This is a genomic window from Paraburkholderia tuberum STM678 (assembly GCF_902833905.1).
GTDB lineage: Bacteria > Pseudomonadota > Gammaproteobacteria > Burkholderiales > Burkholderiaceae > Paraburkholderia > Paraburkholderia tuberum.
Genome location: NZ_CADFGP010000022.1, coordinates 37,873 through 57,027, shown reverse-complemented (window position 1 = coordinate 57,027; position 19,155 = coordinate 37,873). Strand labels below are relative to the sequence as shown.

The following is a 19,155-nucleotide window of genomic DNA, read 5'->3' as shown; positions in this document are numbered from 1 at the left end:
AAACCTTGCGGCATTCACGCTACACTGTCGAACGTTTTATTCGTGTTTTCGCTGACCGTCATCTGCCGACCGGTTCGTATCACTCTTCAAAGGAGTCATCATGGCCAAGAAAGAAGCCGCCGCAGCAGTACAGCACGTCAACATCGGGATCAGCGACAAGGATCGCAAGAAGATCGCCGAAGGGCTGTCGCGTCTGCTCGCCGACACCTACACGCTGTACCTGAAGACCCACAACTTCCACTGGAACGTCACGGGTCCGATGTTCAATACGCTGCATCTGATGTTCGAAACGCAGTACAACGAACTCGCGCTCGCGGTCGACTCGATCGCCGAACGCATCCGTGCATTGGGCGTGCATGCGCCGGGCAGCTACAAGGATTTCGCGAAGCTGTCGTCGATCCCCGAAGCGGACGGCGTGCCGGTCGCGGAAGACATGATCCGTCAGCTGGTCGAAGGTCAGGAAGCCGTGGTGCGCACCGCGCGCGCGATTTTCCCGTCGACGGAAGCCGCCAACGACGAGCCGACCGCCGACCTGCTCACGCAACGCATGCAGACACACGAAAAGACCGCATGGATGCTGCGCTCGCTGCTCGCCTGATTTGGCGCAGCTGAGCCGGTCGAGTCAAGTCCGATGCCGGCGCCGGCATCGCGCGCGCCGTGTAAAAAGCGCACAAGCCTCCCTGCACGGGAGGCTTTGTTTTTTGCGCCGCTGCCGCACGACGCACAGATTCGAGCGCGTGGCACTTCGATACGCGGCCGCGCGAATCCTGGGCCGCCGTGCGCTTCCCGTAAAATAGGCGCACCGTGTTCGCACTTCACCGAATTCGTCCCATGTTCGCCCGACTTCCCCTGTATCTGCGCCTCGTGCGCATGGACAAGCCGATCGGCAGCCTGCTGCTGCTGTGGCCGACGCTCAACGCACTGTGGATCGCGTCCGGCGGTCATCCGTCGTGGCAATTGCTGGTGATCTTCACGCTCGGCACGGTGCTGATGCGCTCGGCCGGCTGCGCGATCAACGACTACGCGGACCGCGATTTCGACCGTCACGTGAAGCGCACCGAGAACCGGCCGATCACGTCCGGCAAGATCAATGCGTGGGAAGCGGTCGTGTTGGCAACCGTGCTGTCGCTGGTCGCGTTTCTACTGATTCAGCCGCTCAATGCATTGACCAAGGAGTTGTCGGTGGTCGCGCTGTTCGTCGCGGGCACGTATCCGTTCGTGAAGCGCTTCTTCGCGATTCCGCAGGCGTATCTGGGCATCGCGTTCGGCTTCGGTATTCCGATGGCGTTCGCCGCTGTGCAGGATCACGTGCCGCTGCTCGCGTGGTTGATGCTGGTCGCGAATATCTTCTGGGCCGTTGCGTACGACACCGAATACGCGATGGTCGATCGCGACGACGACATCAAGATCGGCATCCGGACGTCGGCGCTGACGTTCGGCCGTTTCGACGTGGCCGCGGTCATGCTGTGCTATGCGGTGACGCTCGGGATTTACGTCGGCATCGGCGTGACGCTCGGGTTTGGTCCGCTGTACTGGATCGGCTGGGCGGTCGCGGTGGGTTGCGCGATCTATCACTACACGCTGATCCGCCATCGCGAGCGCATGCCGTGCTTTGCCGCGTTCCGTCACAACAACTGGCTCGGCGGCGCGTTGTTCGCGGGGATCGCCGCGCATTACGTGGTGGCTTCGTTTTAATTCGCGTCAGCGCTTTTCTGGCTTCAGACCGCTGCGTTTCTACACGCCGTAGGCGCCTGCCCTGATGAGAAGAGGGACAGTCGCGCTACGGCGTGTCTGTTTCCGCTGTTTCTTTTCGACGCCGGTTCGCGTTACTGCTTGCCGAATTCGTCGCCCATCTCGCGCGCCCGCGCGTCGGCGGCCAGTGCGCCGCGCACGATCGCGTCCTTGATGCCGCTCGCTTCGAACGAGGCGAGTGCTGCCGCGGTCGTGCCGCCTTTGGATGTCACGCGCTCGCGCAGCACGCTCGGCGGCTCGTCGGAATTGGCCGCGAGTTGCGCGGCGCCCGTGAAGGTCGCGACCGCCAGCGCGCGGCCCTGCGCTTCGTCCATACCGAGCTGGCGCGCGGCTTCCTGCAGCGCTTCGATGAAATAGAACACGTAGGCCGGCCCGCTGCCCGAGATCGCGGTGACCGCGTCGATCTTCGCTTCGTCGTCGAACCAGACGGTTTCGCCGACCGCGCCGAGCACCTGCGAGGCGAGCTCGCGGCCCGCTTCGTCGACGCTGCCGCTGGCGACGAGACCCGTGACGCCCCTGCCGATCAGCGCCGGCGTATTCGGCATCACGCGCACGATGCGGTTGTGGCCAGCGAGCCAGCGCGACATGTCGCCGATCCGAATGCCCGCGACGATGCTGACGACGAGTTGCGACGCGCGCAGATGCGGCGCCAGCGTCCCGGCGACGCTCTTCAGGATCTGCGGCTTCACCGCGAGCACGACCGCGTCGTAGTCGGCGAGCGTGACGTCGGCGGCCGCGCCGGTGCGGATGCCGAATTGCTGCTCGTTGCGCTGGCGCGCGTCTTCGTTCGGATCGACCGCGTACAGGTCCGCGGGCGCGACGCCCCGCTTGATGAGGCCGCCGATCAACGCCGCGGCCATGTTGCCGCCGCCGATAAACGCAATTTTCATGATGGTCCGGGTAGGTTCAGATGAGATGCGGTGAGGGCTTCGCGCAGCCAGGTTCGCGCAAGGCCCGTGGAAATGCTCAGCGCGAATAATCGCGTGCGCCGAAGATCGCGGTGCCGACGCGCACGATCGTCGCGCCTTCGAGCACGGCTGCTTCAAGATCGGCCGACATGCCCATCGACAGCGTATCGAGCGCGAGCCCGTCGTTACGCAAGCGCTCGAACAACTCGCGCAATTGGCGATGCGGCGCGCGTTGTTCTGCGAGATCGCCGCCCGGTTCGGGAATCGACATCAGTCCGCGCAGCTTCAGCTTCGGCAGCGCGGCGATCTGCTGCGCGATAGCGGCCGCCTCGGCGATGGCGACGCCACTCTTCGACGCTTCACCGCTGACGTTGACCTGCAGGCACACGTTGAGCGGCGGCAGGTGGTCCGGGCGCTGCTCCGACAGCCGCTGCGCGATCTTCAGCCGATCGACCGAATGTACCCAGTCGAAATGCTCGGCGACGGGTCGCGTCTTGTTCGATTGCAGCGGCCCGATGAAATGCCATTCGAGCGACGCGCGCAGATCGGCAAGTGCCTGGATCTTGTCGAGCGCTTCCTGCACGTAGTTCTCGCCGAATGCGCGCTGACCGGCCGCATGAGCGGCGCGCACGGCATCGGCGGGAAACGTCTTGGAGACCGCGAGCAGCGTCACGGACTGCGCGTCGCGGTGGGCCGCTTGCGCGGCCCTGGCGATGCGCTCGTGCACGTCGGCGAGATTGTGAGGCAGATCGGACATGGAACGAACCGGTGTTCAGCGAAGACGATGCCCCGATTATACGGACAGCATGTGCTCGACCAATTCGATCCAGTGCGCGACCGGCGTCGACGTACCGCTTTGCAGATGCGCGATGCAACCGACGTTCGCCGACACGATCACCTGCGGCTCCTGCGCCTGCAAACGCGCGAGCTTCTGGTCGCGCAGCGCGTACGACATGCGCGGCTGCAGCAGCGAGTAGGTGCCGGCCGAGCCGCAGCACAGATGGCTGTCGGCGGGCAGGCGCACTTCGACGCCGAGCGCGCCGAGCAGTTGCTCGACCTTGCCGCGGATCTGCTGGCCATGCTGCAGCGTGCAGGGTGGATGAAACGCGACCGTGTGTACCGAGCGGCGGCGCGTGATGGCGACGAGCTGTTCTTCGAACTCGGGCAGGATCTCGGAGACGTCGCGCGTCAATTCGACGATGCGGCGCGCCTTCTCGGCATAGTTCGGATCGAGGCGCAGCAGGTGCGCGTATTCCTTGACCGTCGCGCCGCAGCCCGACGCGTTCATCACGATCGCTTCAACGCCCTGTTCGACGTAGGGCCACCATGCGTCGATGTTCGTGCGCAGGTCGTCGAGCGCTTCGTCGTGGTAGCCGAGGTGCAGGCGGATCGCGCCGCAGCAGCCGGCGTCGGGCGCGATCAGCGTTTCGATGCCGAGCGCATCGAACACGCGCGCGGTCGCGATGTTGACGTTCGGCATCATTGACGGTTGCACGCAGCCCGCCAGCATCAGCACCTTGCGTTCGTGTTTTGCGCTCGGCCATTCGAGCGGGTGCTGGCGCGCGGGCACCTTGTCGCGCAGCTTCTTCGGCAGCAGGCCGCGCACGTGCTGACCCAGCCGCATCGCCGGCGTGAAGATCGCGCTGTTCGGCAGCACGCTCGCGAGCAGGCGCCGCATCAGCCGCTGATTGAGCGGACGCGTGACTTTCTCTTCGGTGAGCTTGCGGCCGATTTCGACGAGCCGCCCATATTGCACGCCCGACGGGCAGGTCGATTCGCAATTGCGGCAGGTCAGGCAGCGGTCGAGGTGAACCTGCGTGCTGCGCGTGACCGGCGCGCCTTCGACCATCTGCTTGATCAGATAGATGCGCCCGCGCGGGCCGTCGAGCTCGTCGCCGAGCAGTTGGTAGGTTGGGCAGGTGGCGGTGCAAAAACCGCAATGCACGCATTTGCGCAGGATGGCGTCCGCTTCGTTGCCATCGGGCGTATTACGAATGAAGTCCGCGAGGTTGGTTTGCATCGCGTCGCTCAGAAGTCGGAGTAGAGACGGCCGCGGTTGAAGATGCGGGCCGGGTCGAATGCATGTTTGAGGCCGCGATGGATTTTCATCAGCGGCGCGGGCAGCGGTGTGAATACGCCGGCGCCACGATCGTAGCCGTGGCCGCTGCGGAAGATGGTCGCGTGGCCGCCGGCCTGTTTCGCGCTGATGCGCACGGTTTGCGCGTCGGTGTCAGTGATCCACCAGCGCTGGCCGCCGCCCCATTCCATCAGTTGCGCGCCGGGCAGCTGCAGCGGCTCGGTGATCGACGGTAGCGCGAGACGCCACAGCGCGGCCTTCGGTGGAATGCCCGCGAAAAACGAATCGGTCTGTTCGCGCAGGCCGGCCCAGAAGCGTTCAGCTTCGACCGCATCGACGACTTCGCCGCCGAGCCCGGTGCGCGCTGCCTTGACCGCGGCTTCCGCGCCGCCCAGGCGCACCGCGAGCGTGCCGTTGCGCCATGCGCTCGCGGTGATCGGCAGGGGCCGGCCGCCCCATTCGTTGAGCTTGCGTACCGCGTCGGTGCCGTTCATGTCGAACTTCAGCGTGGCTTCGACCTGCGGCCGCGGCAGCACTTTGACCGACAGCTCGAGGATCAGCCCGAGCGTGCCGAGCGAGCCCGCGAGCAGCCGCGACACGTCGTAACCCGCGACGTTCTTGACGACCTGGCCGCCGAAGTGCAGCACCTGCCCCTGGCCGTTCATCACGACGGCGCCGAGCACGAAGTCGCGCGCGGCGCCGACGGCCGGCCTGCGCGGCCCCGAAATGCCAGCGGCGATGCAGCCGCCGAAGGTGGCCTGCGGCCCGAAGTGCGGCGGCTCGAACGGTAGCATCTGGTTGTGCTCGGCGAGCGCGGCTTCGATTTCCAGCAGCGGTGTCCCCGCGCGCGCGGTGATCACGAGCTCGGCCGGATCGTACGCGATGATGCCGCGATAAGCGCGCGTGTCGAGGATCTCACCTTCCAGCGTCTGGCCATACCAGTCTTTGGTGCCGCCGCCGCGGATGCGCAGCGCGCGTCCCTCGGCGCTGGCCGAACGCACGCGTTCGGACCATACGGCGACGATGTCGTCCTCTTCCATGGTGGCCTGCTCGTTGTGTTTCGTTTGATTGTACCGGGCGGCGGCTCGCTGGCAAGCCGGAGCGCACCCGCATGACGGGGCGCGGCATCGGTCTGGAGGGGAGGGCGCAAAGCGCCGCGCAGGCCGCGCCAGCATCAGCGCGGGCGGGGCCAACGGTGGATGCGCGCTGCAAACGCCAGCCGCTAGAAGCGCGGCAGCTCGGGATGAGGCAGCAGGCCGCCGCGCACGTGCATCTTGCCGTATTCGGCACAGCGCGCCCGCGTCGGGATGCCCTTGTCGGGGTTCAACAGGCCGGGCGCGTCGAATGCTCGCTTGACCGCGTGGAACGTGTCGCGCTCTTCGGGCGAGAACTGCACGCACATCGAATTGATCTTCTCGATGCCGACGCCATGCTCGCCCGTCACCGTGCCGCCCAGCTCGACGCAAGCTTCGAGGATGTCGCAACCGAACAACTCGGCGCGATGCCACTCGTCCTGGTCGTTGCCGTTGAACAGGATCAGCGGGTGCATGTTGCCGTCGCCGGCATGGAATACGTTGATGCAGCGCAACTGGTAGGTCTTCTCCATCTCCTCGATGCGCGCGAGCAGCGGCCCGATACTGCGGCGCGGCACGGTACCGTCCATGCAGTAGTAGTCCGGCGAAATGCGGCCGGCGGCCGGAAACGCGTTCTTGCGCCCGGACCAGAAGCGCAGGCGCTCGGCTTCCGTGCGTGAAATCTGGATACGGGTCGCGCCGTGCTCGCGCAGCACCGCGGTCATGCGCACGATCTCGGCTGCGACTTCCTCGGGCGTGCCGTCCGATTCGCACAGCAGGATCGCCGCCGCGTCGAGGTCGTAGCCGGCGTTGACGAACTCCTCGACCGCGCGCGTGGCGGGCTTGTCCATCATCTCGAGGCCGGCCGGAATGATGCCCGCCGCGATGATGCCCGCAACGGCGTCGCCGCCTTTGACGACGTCGTCGAAGCTGGCCATGATGACCTGCGCGGTTTGCGGCTTCGGGATCAGCTTGACGGTGACCTCGGTGACGATCGCGAACATGCCCTCGCTGCCAATCAGCACCGCGAGCAGATCGAGCCCCGGCGCGTCGGGCGCGAGCGAGCCGAATTCGACGATCTCGCCTTCCATCGTGACCGCGCGCACGCGCAGCACGTTGTGCACGGTGAGGCCGTACTTCAGGCAATGCACGCCGCCCGAATTCTCTGACACGTTGCCACCGATCGTGCAGGCAATCTGCGACGACGGATCCGGCGCATAGTAAAGACCATACGGCGCCGCGGCTTCGGAGATCGCCAGATTGCGCACGCCCGGCTGCACGGTCGCGATGCGCGCGTACGAGTCGACTTCGACGATCTTGCGAAAGCGCGCGAGCGATACCACCACGCCGTGCCGAATCGGCATCGCGCCGCCGGACAGCCCGGTGCCCGCGCCGCGCGGCACGATGGGCACCTCGAGGCGATGGCAGATCTGCACGATGCGCTGCACCTGCGATTCGGTTTCCGGCAACACGACCGCGAGCGGCAGACGCCGGTACGCGGCGAGCCCGTCGCATTCGTACGCGACGGTGTCTTCTTCGCGATACAGCAGACAGTGGGTCGGCAACACGGCCATCAGCGCCTGCACGACTTCGCGCTGACGCTGCGCGAGGACTTCGGCCGACAGTTCAGCGGGTGCGTTCATGTGAGTTGTCTCCTCGTGGCTTGCGCCGGTCCGGCTTGCTGGTTCGAGCCGGCTGTTTCGTGCTGCCTGCTTCGAATCACTTGCGTGTTCAGCTTGGCGCGGTTGCCGCCGGGCGCGTCAGCGGTTTGTCGCGGCCGGTATGCGCAATGTCGATCAGGCCGCCGCCCAGGCGAAAATCTTGCCCGGGTTCATCAGATTGCGAGGGTCTAGCGCGTGCTTGATGGAGCGCATCGTGTCGACCGCGACGTCGCCGTGCTCCTCGAGCAGAAAGCCCATCTTGTGCAGGCCGATGCCATGCTCGCCGGTGCAGGTGCCGTCCATCCGCAGCGCGCGCTGCACGATGCGGTGGTTCAGGCGCTCGGCTTCCTCGAGCTCTTCGGGCTTGTCGGGATCGATCAGGATCGCGACGTGGAAGTTTCCGTCGCCGACATGGCCGACGATCGGGCAGGGCAGCGGCGAGGCCAATAGGTCCTGCTCCGTTTCGACCACACACTCCGCGAGACGCGAGATCGGCACGCAGACGTCGGTGGTGACCGCGCGCGAGCCGGGCTTCAGTTGCAGCATCGCGAAATACGCGTTGTGACGCGCGTTCCACAGACGGCTGCGGTCTTCGGGGCGCGTCGCCCATTCGAAGCCTTCACCGGCATTCTGTGCGGCGATTTCCTGCACGAGTTCGGCCTGTTCCTTGACGCCGGCCTCGGTGCCGTGAAATTCGAAGAACAATGTGGGCGCTTCGCGCAGTGTCAGATTCGAATGGCGATTGATCGAGCGGATCGCAAGTGCATCGACGAACTCGACACGCGCGATCGGCACGCCGATCTGGATCGTCTCGATGACCGCGCGCACCGCATCGCCCATCGACGGGAACGTGCATACCGCGGCCGACACCGCCTCCGGCTGCGGATAGAGGCGCAGCGTGATTTCCGTTATCACGCCGAGCGTGCCTTCCGAGCCGACGAACAGGCGCGTGAGGTCGTACCCCGCCGACGATTTGCGCGCGCGCGAGCCGGTCTTGATCACGCGGCCATCGGCGAGCACGACCGTCAGGCCGAGCACGTTCTCGCGCATCGTGCCGTAGCGCACGGCGTTAGTACCCGACGCGCGGGTTGCCGACATGCCGCCGATGCTCGCGTCCGCGCCGGGGTCGATCGGGAAGAACAGGCCGGTGTCGCGCAGCGCTTCGTTCAGTTGCTTGCGCGAGATGCCGGGCTCGACGGTGACGGTCAGGTCTTCGGCGTTGATCGACAACACCCGGTTCATTTCCGACAGATCGATCGACACGCCGCCTTGCACGGCAAGCAGATGTCCTTCGAGCGACGAGCCATTGCCGTACGGAATGATCGGCACGTCGTACTGGCCGCACAGCTTGACGGCGGTTTGCACGTCTTCGCTTGTACGCGCGAACACGACGGCGTCAGGCAGTTGCGGATCGAACGGTGATTCGTCGCGGCCGTGGTGCGCACGCACGGCTTCGGCAACGGAAACGCGATCGCCGAAAGCGGCTTTTAGCTGGTTCAGCAATTCGGCGGGAAACGGCCGGCGTAGCGGCGCCGGCGGCACGGGATGGTTCACGCATGTCTCCTGTGTCGACCGGAGTTAGCGCTACAGCGCTTACTCCGGTCCCATGCTTTAGCTCGATCGGAGTTGGCGCTTCAACGCTTGCTCCGGTCCCATGAAAGTTTCTTTAAATAACGGTCTGTTTGCAGCAAGTGTTTCATTTTACGCCGTTCGCCCGCCAGGCAGCGCTGGGTCGGCTTGCGCTCATATAATGGCGGCGATTTCGCGATGCGTGCAATATGGACAAACCAGCTGGCAGCATCGTCACTAATACATGGGAGACGTCATGGGCAATCGCCTCAGCAAGATCGCCACTCGCACCGGCGACGACGGCACCACCGGTCTCGGCGACGGTCGCCGCGTGCGCAAGGACAGCGCGCGTATCGCCGCGATTGGCGACGTCGACGAACTCAATTCGAATCTCGGCGTGCTGTTGTGCGAGAACCTGCCCGAGAACGTACGCGCGGCGCTGGTCGCAATCCAGCACGACCTGTTCGATCTGGGCGGCGAGCTGTGCATTCCCGGTCACACGATGATTACCGAACAGCATCTCGCGCAGCTCGACGGCTGGCTCGCCGACTACAACGCCACGCTGCCGCCGCTGAAGGAATTCATTCTGCCGGGCGGTTCGCGCGCGGCCGCGCTCGCGCATGTGTGCCGTACCGTTTGCCGCCGCGCGGAGCGGGCGATCGTCGCGCTTGGCGAACACGAGGCGCTGAACGCGGCGCCACGTCAGTACGTGAACCGGCTGTCCGATCTGCTGTTCGTGCTGGCGCGCGTGCTCAATCGCGCGGACGGCGGCACCGACGTGCTGTGGCAGCACGATCGCGGCGCGCCTTGAATGGCGACGCACATGTGCGCATGGACACGCACGGTGCTTCGCACGAGCCGACGCTCAACCGACGGCGAGCGTGACCGGCTTGCCGATGCGGCTCAGCATTTCCACGAGCGTGTCGATCGTGAACTTGGTGGTTTTCTTGTTGACGACGTCGGACACGCGCGGGCGCGACACCATCAGGATTTCGGCCGCCTCGGCCTGCTTCAGATGATGCTGTTCGATCCACGTGGACAGCTCGGTCATCAGCTGTTCCTTGAGCAGCCGCGTGTCGTTGATCTGCTTTTGCGACGCCGCGTGAAGGCGCTTCGCTTCATCGGCGGAAAAACCGAGTTCGAGGAACACGTTCGCGCCGGCTCGCGTTACGTGACGAATGTTGGTGTCGATCGTCATGGCTGGGTGGTCCTGTAATGGGTGATGGCGCGGTAGCGCGTTTCGGCAATTCTTCTGTCGTGCGGTCCGAGCCTCTGCGTTTTCTTCTGAAAGCAATGCAGCACGTACAGCGCTTCGGCGTATTTGGCGACGTACATCACGCGAAAAATGCCGTCCTCGTCTCTGATGCGAATTTCGCGCGTTCCCGCGCCGATAGACTCGAACGGTTTCCAGTCGTCAGGGTCGAGTCCTGACTGAATCTTGTGAAGCTGAAACCCTGCGAGACGACGCGCTTCGTTGGGAAAAGCGAGCAAATCACGGTAGCTGGAGCCTAACCAGCGAATTTCTTTTTCCTGCTCCATCGCCACCTCATGTATAAAATCTTATACGCATTCTCCGGCCTGGTCAAGCGTGTAAGCGACCAGGCAACGAGCTATGACGATATCGAGGCAGCAGGCTGAGTACCATTCGTCCGAATGGCCAATAAAAAAACCCGGTTCGATATTGAACCGGGTTTCTTCTACGGACTGCCGACAAGCCCCCGCAGTGGCGGCGGGGCAGGTGTTCAGTTGCCGCTGCCGCGCGCGACGCGGCGCTGCCTGACCGCTTCGGCAAGGCCTTCGAGCACCGCGACGCTTTCGTCCCAGCCGATACACGCATCGGTAATGCTCTGGCCGTACGTGAGCTCGCAGCCTTCCTGCAGATCCTGGCGACCCGCGACGAGGTGCGACTCCACCATCACGCCGACGATCCGCTCGTCACCCGCGGCGATCTGACGGCCGATGTCCGCGCACACCGGAATCTGGTTCTCGTGCTTCTTCGAACTGTTCGCGTGGCTCGCATCGATCATCAGACGCGCGGCGAGACCCGCCTTGCCGATGTCCGCGCAGGCCGCGTTGACGTTGTCGGCGTCGTAGTTCGGCGTTTTGCCGCCGCGCAGAATCACGTGGCAGTCCTCGTTGCCCGCGGTCGATACGATCGCCGAGTGGCCGCCCTTCGTGACCGACAGGAAATGGTGCGGCTGCGAGGCGGCCTTGATCGCGTCGACGGCGATCTTCACGTTGCCGTCCGTGCCGTTCTTGAAGCCGACCGGGCACGACAGTCCCGAAGCCAGCTCCCGGTGCACCTGCGATTCGGTCGTGCGCGCGCCGATGGCACCCCAGGAGATCAGATCCGCGATGTACTGCGGGCTGATCATGTCGAGGTACTCGGTGCCGGCCGGCAGGCCGAGTTCGTTGATGCGCAGAAGCAGTTCGCGCGCGGTGCGCAGACCTTCGTTGATCTTGAAGCTGTTGTCCATATGCGGGTCGTTGATGAGACCCTTCCAGCCCACCGTCGTACGCGGCTTTTCGAAGTACACGCGCATCACGACTTCGAGTTCGCCGGCAAAGCGCTTGCGCTGCTCGATCAGACGCCCCGCGTATTCGATCGCGGCCTTCGGATCGTGAATCGAGCACGGGCCGATCACGACGATCAGACGATCGTCCATGCCGTGCAGAATGCGATGCATCGCGGTGCGCGAGTCGTAGATCACGTTGGAAACCGTCTCGTCGCAGGCAAATTCGCGGATCAGGTGAGCGGGCGGCGTGAGTTCCTTCAATTCGCGAATGCGGACATCATCGGTATTGTGCGGGGGCATGTTGTTCTCCTGAATCGGTTCGTAGCGTGTTCGCGCGGGCAACGGGGGCGATCAGCCAGTGATCAAACAGCGAGGCCAGAGCGGACGACGATCAAAAAATGGTCAACGACAAAATGTCAGTCAGGTATCGAAAAGCGTGAGACGAAAAAAAACCGCCAGGCTAGCTGGCGGTTTTTCGGGAATTCTCGGTGTCCTGCGTGCACTAACACCCCTCTCGATCCGCCAGCGGTCTGAGATACCAAAAAAAGTAAAAATAAAACTTGGCGGACATGGCGAAGTGAATGCGTCGCTGGTCAAAAAGGGTGAGTGAGTTTATAACCCGGTACAGGCTCGGCTGACAAGCTGGGGCGTCGAAAAATGCGGAAAACCCGCACGCTTCGCGCCTTGCGTGCGCGAAGCGTGCATCCGTGACGAAATCAGGCCGTGCCGCCGACCGTCATCCGCTCGATGCGCAGCGTCGGTTGACCGACGCCCACCGGCACGCTCTGGCCTTCCTTGCCGCACACGCCCACGCCCGAATCGAGCTTCATGTCGTTGCCGATCATCGTGACGTACTTCAGCGATTCCGGTCCGCTGCCGATCAGCGTCGCGCCCTTGACCGGATACGTGATCTTGCCGTTCTCGATCATGTACGCCTCGGAGGCCGAGAACACGAATTTGCCGTTCGTGATGTCGACCTGACCGCCGCCGAAGTTCACCGCATACAGGCCGTTCTTCACGGACGCGAGGATTTCTTGCGGGTCCTTGTCGCCGTTCAGCATGTACGTGTTGGTCATGCGCGGCATCGGCAGCGCCGCGTACGATTCGCGCCGAGCGTTGCCGGTGACCGGCATCTTCATCAGACGCGCGTTCAGGGTGTCCTGGATGTAGCCCTTCAGGATGCCGTCCTCGATCAGCGTCGTGCACTGGGTCGGATTACCTTCGTCGTCGATATTGAGCGAGCCGCGACGATTCGGCAGCGTGCCGTCGTCGACCACGGTGACGCCCTTCGCGGCGACCTGCTCGCCGATGCGTCCCGCGAATGCCGACGACCCTTTGCGGTTGAAGTCGCCCTCGAGCCCGTGGCCGATCGCCTCGTGCAGCAGCACGCCGGGCCAGCCCGGCCCGAGCACGACGGTCATCGCACCGGCCGGCGCCGGACGCGCGTCGAGATTGACGAGAGCGGCGTGCACCGCGTCGTCGACATAGCGCGACAGCACTTCATCGGTGAAATAGCCGTAGTCGAAACGCCCGCCGCCGCCGCCGCTGCCGATCTCGCGGCGGCCGTTCTGCTCGGCGATCACCGTCACCGAGACACGCACGAGCGGCCGGATGTCGGCCGCGAAGCCGCCGTCGCTGCGCGCGACCAGCACCACGTCGTATTCGCCGGCGAGGCCCGCCATCACCTGCTGGATGCGCGGGTCGCGGCCGCGCGCCATCTGCTCGATGCGCTCGAGCAGTTTGACCTTGGCGGTGGCGTCGAGCGAATGCAGCGGGTCGGACGGCAGGTACAGATCGCGCCCGGCGATGCCGGTCAGCGACGACGCCACCTGGATCTTCTGCTTGCCGCCGCCTGCCTTGGCGATCGCGCGCGTGGCGATGGCCGCCTGGCGGATCGCTTCGGGCGACAGATCGTCCGAGTAGGCGAATGCGGTGCGCTCGCCCGACACGGCGCGCACGCCGACACCCTGATCGATGCTGAAGCTGCCCGACTTCACGATGCCTTCCTCGAGACTCCACGCTTCGCTGCGGGTGGTCTGGAAGTACAGGTCCGCGTAGTCGACGCGGTGCGTGAAGATTTCGGCGAGCGTGCGCGTGAGCAGCGATTCGTCGAGACCATAGGGCGTGAGGAGGATGTCCTTGGCGGCGGCGAGATTACGGATACCGGGTTCGATGATGTTCATGCGAAGTATGTTCTGCTCGATACGAAGGGGTCGGGGAGCGCCTGCGTCGCTATATGCGTGGCAGGCGCCGCAGTTTCAATGTCGGTTTCAGGTCAGCACGCGATGACGCCATGCCGGCAGGCTCTGCCGCACTTCGTCGATGCGCGCGCGTTCGAGGTTGCCCGCGACCACGCCGGCGCCCTCGTCGCGCACCGCGACGATCTCGCCCCACGGGTCGATCAGCATGCTGTGGCCCCAGGTGCGGCGGCCGTTTTCATGTTTGCCGCCTTGCGCCGCGGCGAGCACATAGCACTGGTTTTCGATCGCGCGAGTGCGCAGCAGCAGCTCCCAATGCGCGCGGCCGGTCGTGTAGGTAAACGCCGACGGCACCACGATCAGCGCGCAGTCGCCCATGCGCCGGTACAGCTCGGGAAAGCGCAGATCGTAGCAGACCGACAGGCCGACCCGGCCGAACGGCGCCTCGAAGCTTTGCACCGAGGTGCCGGGTCGAATCGTGCGCGCTTCGTCGAACGATTCTTCGCCCTTTTCGAAGTTGAACAGGTGGATCTTGTCGTAGCGCGCGGCCTCGTTGCCGTTCGGGTCGAACACCAGCGTCGTGTTCAGTACGCGCGACGGCTCCGGTGCGTTCAGCGGCAGGGTGCCGCCGATCACCCAGATCTGGTGGCGGCGCGCGGCGTCGGCGAGAAAGCGTTGGATCGGGCCGTCCTGATGTGGCTCGCGCACGGCGAGCTTGTCGGTGTCCTTGAAGCCCATGAAACAGAAATACTCGGGGAGCAGCACGAGTTGCGCGCCGTCGGCGGCGGCTTCGGCGATCAGGCGCTCTGCGTCGGCGAGATTGCGATCGCGATCCGGCGAGCTGACCATCTGCAGCGCGGCGACCCGGAAGGGGCTGGCTACAAGGCCGCTGGAGGTTGCGGCGGATGCGGTTGAAGTGACGTGTGTTTCGCTCATGAGCGTGTCGAAAGACTCCCGGCGGGCGGCGGTGTGAAGCGCGGGCGCCGCATGCATGGTTCTGGGCTGGCTCGGCCCCGTTGGCGCATTGAGTCGATAGAGCGGCACGAGCGGCCGCGTGGTTCGAGACGGCGGCGCCAGGGAAACCGGAGCTCAGTGCGCTTGCACGGTCGAAGCCGGAGCGTCAATCTTACCCCGTTCGCCCGTCACCCGCTCGACGTGCGGTTTCGACCACGAGCCGGTGATCGCGTAGTCGCGCGCGAATACGTGCGACACCCCATGCGTGAACGCGATATCGGCGATCAGTGCGCCGAGGCCGATCAGCGGATTGATGACCGTCGCGGCGATCACCGCGGAGCCGGCGCTGACGGTCGGCACTACGTGCAGGTGCAGGTCCTGGCTCTTCTGCGCGATGTCGACCGAGCCCACCATCTCGGCGCGGGCCGGCGCGGTCACCATCCTGAAGTTGTCGGTGCGGGCGATGCCGTCATGAATCTGCGCGGTACCCGTCACGCTCGAGAACGGCAGGCCCTCGCCGATCACATCGTGGAAATTGAGTGTGGCGATGCGCGCGAGGCTTTGCAGGCTCAGCACGCCGAGCAGCGTCGCGACGCCCGGATCGACCTTCAGGATCTGACCGTGGCGTAGATCCAGCGCGAGGTTGCCGTTCAGCGTCGAATAGTCGATCGTGGTCGGGCCGCCCTGCCACACGGCCTTGCCCTGAATCGAGCCGGTGCCGCCCCTGAGCGTCCTCGGCAGACCGAAGCGCTCGAGCATCGCGCCGGCATCCTTGATGTCGAGCTTGAAATCGAACACGGTGCGGCGCGGCATGGCTTCGTCGGCCGAGATGGGCAGTTCGGTCGAGGTGCGCCAGTTCGCGGTCGCGCTCAGCGTCGCGGTGGGGTTCGTCACGTCGAGCTTGTCGAGCTGCCAGACCGGCACGCCGTTTTCTTCGAAGTTGTGCGCGTCGACCTCGAGCCGGCCGACGTTGCGATCGTGCACGATCAGTTCGTCGACGACCAGATCGATCGACGGCATGTTCAGCGCGGGCGCCGACATCGCCGGACCGAGCAGGTCCTTGTCCGCGACCGACGGAATCACGACGCGCGCGAAGCGCGCCTGCAGTTCGCCAGGCGATTCGCGGGTCGCTCCCGGCAGCCACGACACGTGGCCTGACACCTGATTCGACGCGATGTTCGCCTGCCACGTACGGTCCGCGTGCGACGCGCCGACGATCACGTTGTCCCAGTGACGCTTGAGCAGCGTAAGCATGTCGATGTGCAGCGCGAAGCGGTTCGGCAGGAACTGCGTGAGCATGGGATTCGGCACGGCCGTAGGCGCGGCCGCGGGTGTGGCCGCGCTGCTGGCGGTATTGCCGCCGTTCGCAGCGCCGTTCACGCCATTCGCCCCGCCCGCGCTCACGCCCGCGCGCAGCTGCGCGGCGAGCGCGCGCCAGGCGTCGGCATCGATCTCCTTGATGTCCGCCGCGGCGACCACGCCCTCGGACGGCAGGTCGACCGGCCGGTTCACGCCGATCGCGCCGCGCACGACGGTCGGTGACGTACGCGGCTGCGCGTTCGGCCGATAGCGCAGCAGATACGCGGCGGCGACCGGCCCCAACGTCAGGTCGGCGCGTTCGAGGCCGGCTTCGCCCGGCAGCGTCGACGGATTGACCGAGAAGTGCAGCGGCATCGGCGTGCCGGCAGTCTTTTTGAACGGCGCTGGAAAATCGAGCCCGAGGCCGCTCAGATCAGAGTTGGCGCTGACCTCCGGCAGGCGGCCCTTCGCGCCGGTGACGCGCAATGCATAAGGCGCGCTGCCGCTCATATGCGTGAGCACCTGTGCGGCCGGGCCATGCAGATGCAGTTCGCGCGCGGCATCGACGGCGATGTGGCCGTTGAGCGCGAGCGCGTACGTGCCGTCTTGCCGCAAGCCGCCGTTCGCATGCACGTCACCGCCGAGGAACTGGCCGGAGAGCCGCTCGACCTCGGCCGTTCGTTCGGTGAAGCGCACCCGGCCGTTCAGCTGCGACAGCGACGGCGCATTGCTCACGCTCAGGCGATTGTTCTGGAAGCCGAGCGCACCTTCCACGCCGATATGCGGCTTCGGCGTGCGCGGGATCGTCAGCTTCAGCGCGAGCGACGCGGGCCCTTGCGCGCGAATCTTTTCGGTCTGGTGCCGCGCCATGATGCCGAGCGAGCTGCCGTTCACGTAGTCGAGCATATCGGCGAGCGGGCCGCGGCCGTTGCCCTCTATGGTGAGGTTCGAGCCTTTGGTGCCGAGGTCGTCGATGCGGCCGTTCACGCCGGTCAGCGCGACGCGCTTGTAACGGCCGCGGTCGATGTCGAAGCGCAGCACGTTCTGCTTGAGCTCGAACACGCCGTCGATGCCGTCGAGCGGCGGCCAAACGTTTGGCGTGCCGTTGCGCATGTTGCGCGGCGGGAACGGTGTCGGATCGAACTTGCCGCCGGTGAACGGCGCGACGATGTGGAAGATGCCGGCGTCGGGGTCGCGCGCGTAGGGGAACTTGGTCAGGTCGCCGTGCACTTCGATCGTGCCGCCACGCGACACGCCAGCCTGCAAGCCGTGGCCGAGGTAAATGCGCAGCTTTTCGCTGACCGCGGTCGGCAGATAGCGGGCGATGTGCGTCACCTGCGCGCGCTGGAAGTCGGCTTTCAGGTCGAGCGAGCCGCGGCCGTGGCCGGGATTGCTGTAGCTCGCAGTCGCGCTCGCCTCGACGTCAGGGTTCGATACGCTGAAATCGTTGAGCTTGAGCGCGAACGCGGGACGCGTGTCGCCCGGTGCCTTCGTGCCCATCGTCCAGTCGGCGCGGCCGTGCAGACGCGCAAGCGTGAGACGCGGATCGTCGAATACGCCCGGCAGCGTGATCGCCACGTTGGTCGTATCGAAGTTCGCGTGGCCGCCTTTTTCATCGGCGTCGACGTTGCCCCACAGGTTTTCGATGCCGGGAACGCCGGCGCGCGGGTGGCCGCGCGGCGTCAGGCCCGGCCCCGGCTCCTGGGCGGCAAAGCTGATGCCCTGCAAATCGCCCTTGAAGCGATAACGCTCGATCGGTTCAGCACCCGTCGGCCGACGGTCGCTGCCCACTTCTCCGGATTCCGGCTTGCCGCGCTCGAGGTCGATCACGTAGTTCGCGACGAGCCCGCGCGGATTGATGCGCACGAGTTCATTGAGAAAGTGCCGCGGCAGCGGCAGCGCGCGGCTGAATTCGGCGAGGATGCCGAGATCGACGCGATCGCCGCTGACGCTCAAAAGCTGCCCATGCTGCTGCGACGCCATCCGGTAGCGGCTGTCGAGGGTCCGGAAGCGCAGGATGCGCGTGAGCGGCGTGCCGTCTTCGAGCGGCGGCTGGCCGAGCTCGGCACGCAGGTCCGACAGCTGCAGCCGGTACTCGCCTTCGTTTGCCTCGACGCGCCACAGAAAGTGGGTGATCGGCACGAGCAGCCTTGGCTGGGTCGGGCGCACGCGCATCGCGACGTCGTAACCGCTCAACTGGCCGGTCGCCTGGGTCATGCGGCCTTCGCTGAAGTCGATCCAGATTGCATTGTCGATGCGGCCGGCGAACGTCTCGATCGGGAACTGGATGTAGCGCGCGAGCGTCGGCAGATCGACCGGGCCCGTCGACATGTACACCTGCCCGCTCCAGTTGATCGGCTTGCCGAGCGCCGAGAGCGGCGCGTGGCGGAAGTGCGTGCGGAAGTCGAGCGGGCCTTTCAGCACCTGGCCGTCGGGTGGCGCCTGCAGCGCCATGCGGTGGTCGCGGCCGTCATTGAGGATCGCGATGCGGATGTCGCGCAGCGCCAGTTCGGGTTCGTTGCGCGTCGCGTCGCGCCAGCGCAGCACGCCGCCGCGCACGACGATCGCCTGCTGACGCAACAACCAGGTGGACAGCGCGTCGTTGCCGCTGTGGCGCGTCGGCACCGGCACGCCCGCGACCGACAGCACGCCGTCCTCGCTGCGCGACACCAGCACGTCCGGCTGATCGACGATCAGGCTCGACAGCGCCAGATGAAACTCCCACAGCGAGCGCCAGGACACCGACGCGGTGGCGTGCGGAATCGTCAGCGCGGGTTGGCCGTCGTGATCGCGGATGACGAGATTCGTGACATCGAGCCCTGGCTGGAAGCCGCTCCAGTGCGGCGCGAGCCGGCCGATCGTGAATTGGGTGCGCAGCTTGTCGGAGACCGCGGCTTCGATGCGCGGCCGGAACATGTCGGCGCGCGGCAGCACCACGTAGCGCAAACCCAGAAACAGTCCGCCCGCGATGAAATAGAGGACGAGCGCGAGCGCGGCGAGCACGCGCAACGTCCGACGCAGCACGATGTGGTCGCTTCCGCTCACATGCCGGACCTGCGGTGGGGTTTGCGGGTCGGCGGATTCGTTTCGCTCGGACATGCTGCGGCGGCTGGGCGTATGGTAGTTTTGCGTGTTAACGACGAAATGT

At 65.5% G+C, this 19,155-nt stretch carries 15 protein-coding genes; 3 read left to right on the top strand and 12 right to left on the bottom strand.

All coding sequences use genetic code 11. The features are described from left to right. Window positions 1-100: 100 nt before the first annotated feature. Window positions 101-598: a Dps family protein gene (locus HWY30_RS20265; protein ID WP_090803087.1), complete on the top strand. Its 498-nt coding sequence runs from the start codon at window positions 101-103 to the stop codon at window positions 596-598. Between the two features lie 233 nt (window positions 599-831). Next, window positions 832-1,695 carry a 4-hydroxybenzoate octaprenyltransferase gene (ubiA, locus tag HWY30_RS20260; protein WP_090803089.1) on the top strand — a complete coding sequence of 288 codons (864 nt, stop codon included), beginning with the start codon at window positions 832-834 and terminating at the stop codon, window positions 1,693-1,695. A 131-nt stretch (window positions 1,696-1,826) separates the two neighbouring features. On the opposite strand, the gene proC is transcribed toward ubiA, so the two are convergent. The 6 genes from proC to HWY30_RS20230 form a co-directional block, all read right to left on the bottom strand. After that, the gene (gene proC / locus HWY30_RS20255; RefSeq protein ID WP_090803091.1) at window positions 1,827-2,642 is read right to left on the bottom strand and encodes a pyrroline-5-carboxylate reductase; all 816 of its coding nucleotides are present in this window, start codon (window positions 2,640-2,642) and stop codon (window positions 1,827-1,829) included. Window positions 2,643-2,718: 76 nt separating this feature from the next. Then, complete coding sequence (locus HWY30_RS20250) at window positions 2,719-3,417, bottom strand: YggS family pyridoxal phosphate-dependent enzyme (protein WP_090803092.1); 699 nt, start codon at window positions 3,415-3,417, stop codon at window positions 2,719-2,721. 36 nt (window positions 3,418-3,453) lie between these two features. After that, window positions 3,454-4,680, bottom strand: coding sequence for a glycolate oxidase subunit GlcF (gene glcF, locus HWY30_RS20245; RefSeq protein WP_090803094.1), 1,227 nt, complete (start codon window positions 4,678-4,680; stop codon window positions 3,454-3,456). An 8-nt stretch (window positions 4,681-4,688) separates the two neighbouring features. Then, entirely contained in the window at window positions 4,689-5,777 is a 1,089-nt protein-coding gene (glcE, locus tag HWY30_RS20240; RefSeq protein WP_090803095.1) for a glycolate oxidase subunit GlcE, read from the bottom strand. Between the two features lie 182 nt (window positions 5,778-5,959). Next, entirely contained in the window at window positions 5,960-7,453 is a 1,494-nt protein-coding gene (locus tag HWY30_RS20235; RefSeq protein ID WP_090803097.1) for an FAD-linked oxidase C-terminal domain-containing protein, read from the bottom strand. A gap of 153 nt (window positions 7,454-7,606) precedes the next feature. Next, window positions 7,607-9,025: an FAD-linked oxidase C-terminal domain-containing protein gene (locus HWY30_RS20230; RefSeq protein WP_090803098.1), complete on the bottom strand. Its 1,419-nt coding sequence runs from the start codon at window positions 9,023-9,025 to the stop codon at window positions 7,607-7,609. A gap of 271 nt (window positions 9,026-9,296) precedes the next feature. On the opposite strand from HWY30_RS20230, the gene HWY30_RS20225 reads away from it, so the two are divergent. After that, window positions 9,297-9,851 carry a cob(I)yrinic acid a,c-diamide adenosyltransferase gene (locus HWY30_RS20225; protein WP_090803100.1) on the top strand — a complete coding sequence of 185 codons (555 nt, stop codon included), beginning with the start codon at window positions 9,297-9,299 and terminating at the stop codon, window positions 9,849-9,851. 54 nt (window positions 9,852-9,905) lie between these two features. On the opposite strand, the gene HWY30_RS20220 is transcribed toward HWY30_RS20225, so the two are convergent. The 6 genes from HWY30_RS20220 to HWY30_RS20195 all read right to left on the bottom strand — a co-directional run bounded on the left by HWY30_RS20220 (window position 9,906) and on the right by HWY30_RS20195 (window position 19,106). Further along, a complete protein-coding gene (locus HWY30_RS20220) occupies window positions 9,906-10,238 on the bottom strand; it encodes a helix-turn-helix domain-containing protein (RefSeq protein WP_090803102.1) in 333 nt (110 codons plus the stop codon). After that, a complete protein-coding gene (locus HWY30_RS20215) occupies window positions 10,235-10,579 on the bottom strand; it encodes a type II toxin-antitoxin system RelE/ParE family toxin (protein ID WP_090803103.1) in 345 nt (114 codons plus the stop codon). The genes HWY30_RS20220 and HWY30_RS20215 overlap by 4 nt, the downstream gene beginning before the upstream one ends. A gap of 203 nt (window positions 10,580-10,782) precedes the next feature. Beyond that, window positions 10,783-11,856 carry a 3-deoxy-7-phosphoheptulonate synthase AroG gene (gene aroG / locus HWY30_RS20210; protein ID WP_090805593.1) on the bottom strand — a complete coding sequence of 358 codons (1,074 nt, stop codon included), beginning with the start codon at window positions 11,854-11,856 and terminating at the stop codon, window positions 10,783-10,785. A 416-nt stretch (window positions 11,857-12,272) separates the two neighbouring features. After that, window positions 12,273-13,739 carry a metalloprotease TldD gene (tldD, locus tag HWY30_RS20205; RefSeq protein ID WP_090803105.1) on the bottom strand — a complete coding sequence of 489 codons (1,467 nt, stop codon included), beginning with the start codon at window positions 13,737-13,739 and terminating at the stop codon, window positions 12,273-12,275. Between the two features lie 87 nt (window positions 13,740-13,826). Beyond that, on the bottom strand, window positions 13,827-14,690 hold the full coding sequence (locus tag HWY30_RS20200; protein ID WP_090805595.1) for a carbon-nitrogen hydrolase family protein: 864 nt from the start codon (window positions 14,688-14,690) through the stop codon (window positions 13,827-13,829). 153 nt (window positions 14,691-14,843) lie between these two features. Continuing rightward, window positions 14,844-19,106: a YhdP family phospholipid transporter gene (locus HWY30_RS20195; protein ID WP_090803107.1), complete on the bottom strand. Its 4,263-nt coding sequence runs from the start codon at window positions 19,104-19,106 to the stop codon at window positions 14,844-14,846. Window positions 19,107-19,155: the final 49 nt, after the last annotated feature.

Excerpts from the sequence above, each read along its gene's own strand:
- HWY30_RS20265 (WP_090803087.1), top strand. The coding sequence starts at position 101 with ATGGCCAAGAAAGAAGCCGCCGCAGCAGTACAGCACGTCAACATCGGG.
- ubiA (WP_090803089.1), top strand. The coding sequence starts at position 832 with ATGTTCGCCCGACTTCCCCTGTATCTGCGCCTCGTGCGCATGGACAAG.
- proC (WP_090803091.1), bottom strand. The coding sequence starts at position 2,642 with ATGAAAATTGCGTTTATCGGCGGCGGCAACATGGCCGCGGCGTTGATC.
- HWY30_RS20250 (WP_090803092.1), bottom strand. The coding sequence starts at position 3,417 with ATGTCCGATCTGCCTCACAATCTCGCCGACGTGCACGAGCGCATCGCC.
- glcF (WP_090803094.1), bottom strand. The coding sequence starts at position 4,680 with ATGCAAACCAACCTCGCGGACTTCATTCGTAATACGCCCGATGGCAAC.
- glcE (WP_090803095.1), bottom strand. The coding sequence starts at position 5,777 with ATGGAAGAGGACGACATCGTCGCCGTATGGTCCGAACGCGTGCGTTCG.
- HWY30_RS20235 (WP_090803097.1), bottom strand. The coding sequence starts at position 7,453 with ATGAACGCACCCGCTGAACTGTCGGCCGAAGTCCTCGCGCAGCGTCAG.
- HWY30_RS20225 (WP_090803100.1), top strand. The coding sequence starts at position 9,297 with ATGGGCAATCGCCTCAGCAAGATCGCCACTCGCACCGGCGACGACGGC.
- HWY30_RS20220 (WP_090803102.1), bottom strand. The coding sequence starts at position 10,238 with ATGACGATCGACACCAACATTCGTCACGTAACGCGAGCCGGCGCGAAC.
- HWY30_RS20215 (WP_090803103.1), bottom strand. The coding sequence starts at position 10,579 with ATGGAGCAGGAAAAAGAAATTCGCTGGTTAGGCTCCAGCTACCGTGAT.
- aroG (WP_090805593.1), bottom strand. The coding sequence starts at position 11,856 with ATGCCCCCGCACAATACCGATGATGTCCGCATTCGCGAATTGAAGGAA.
- tldD (WP_090803105.1), bottom strand. The coding sequence starts at position 13,739 with ATGAACATCATCGAACCCGGTATCCGTAATCTCGCCGCCGCCAAGGAC.
- HWY30_RS20200 (WP_090805595.1), bottom strand. The coding sequence starts at position 14,690 with ATGAGCGAAACACACGTCACTTCAACCGCATCCGCCGCAACCTCCAGC.
- HWY30_RS20195 (WP_090803107.1), bottom strand. The coding sequence starts at position 19,106 with ATGTCCGAGCGAAACGAATCCGCCGACCCGCAAACCCCACCGCAGGTC.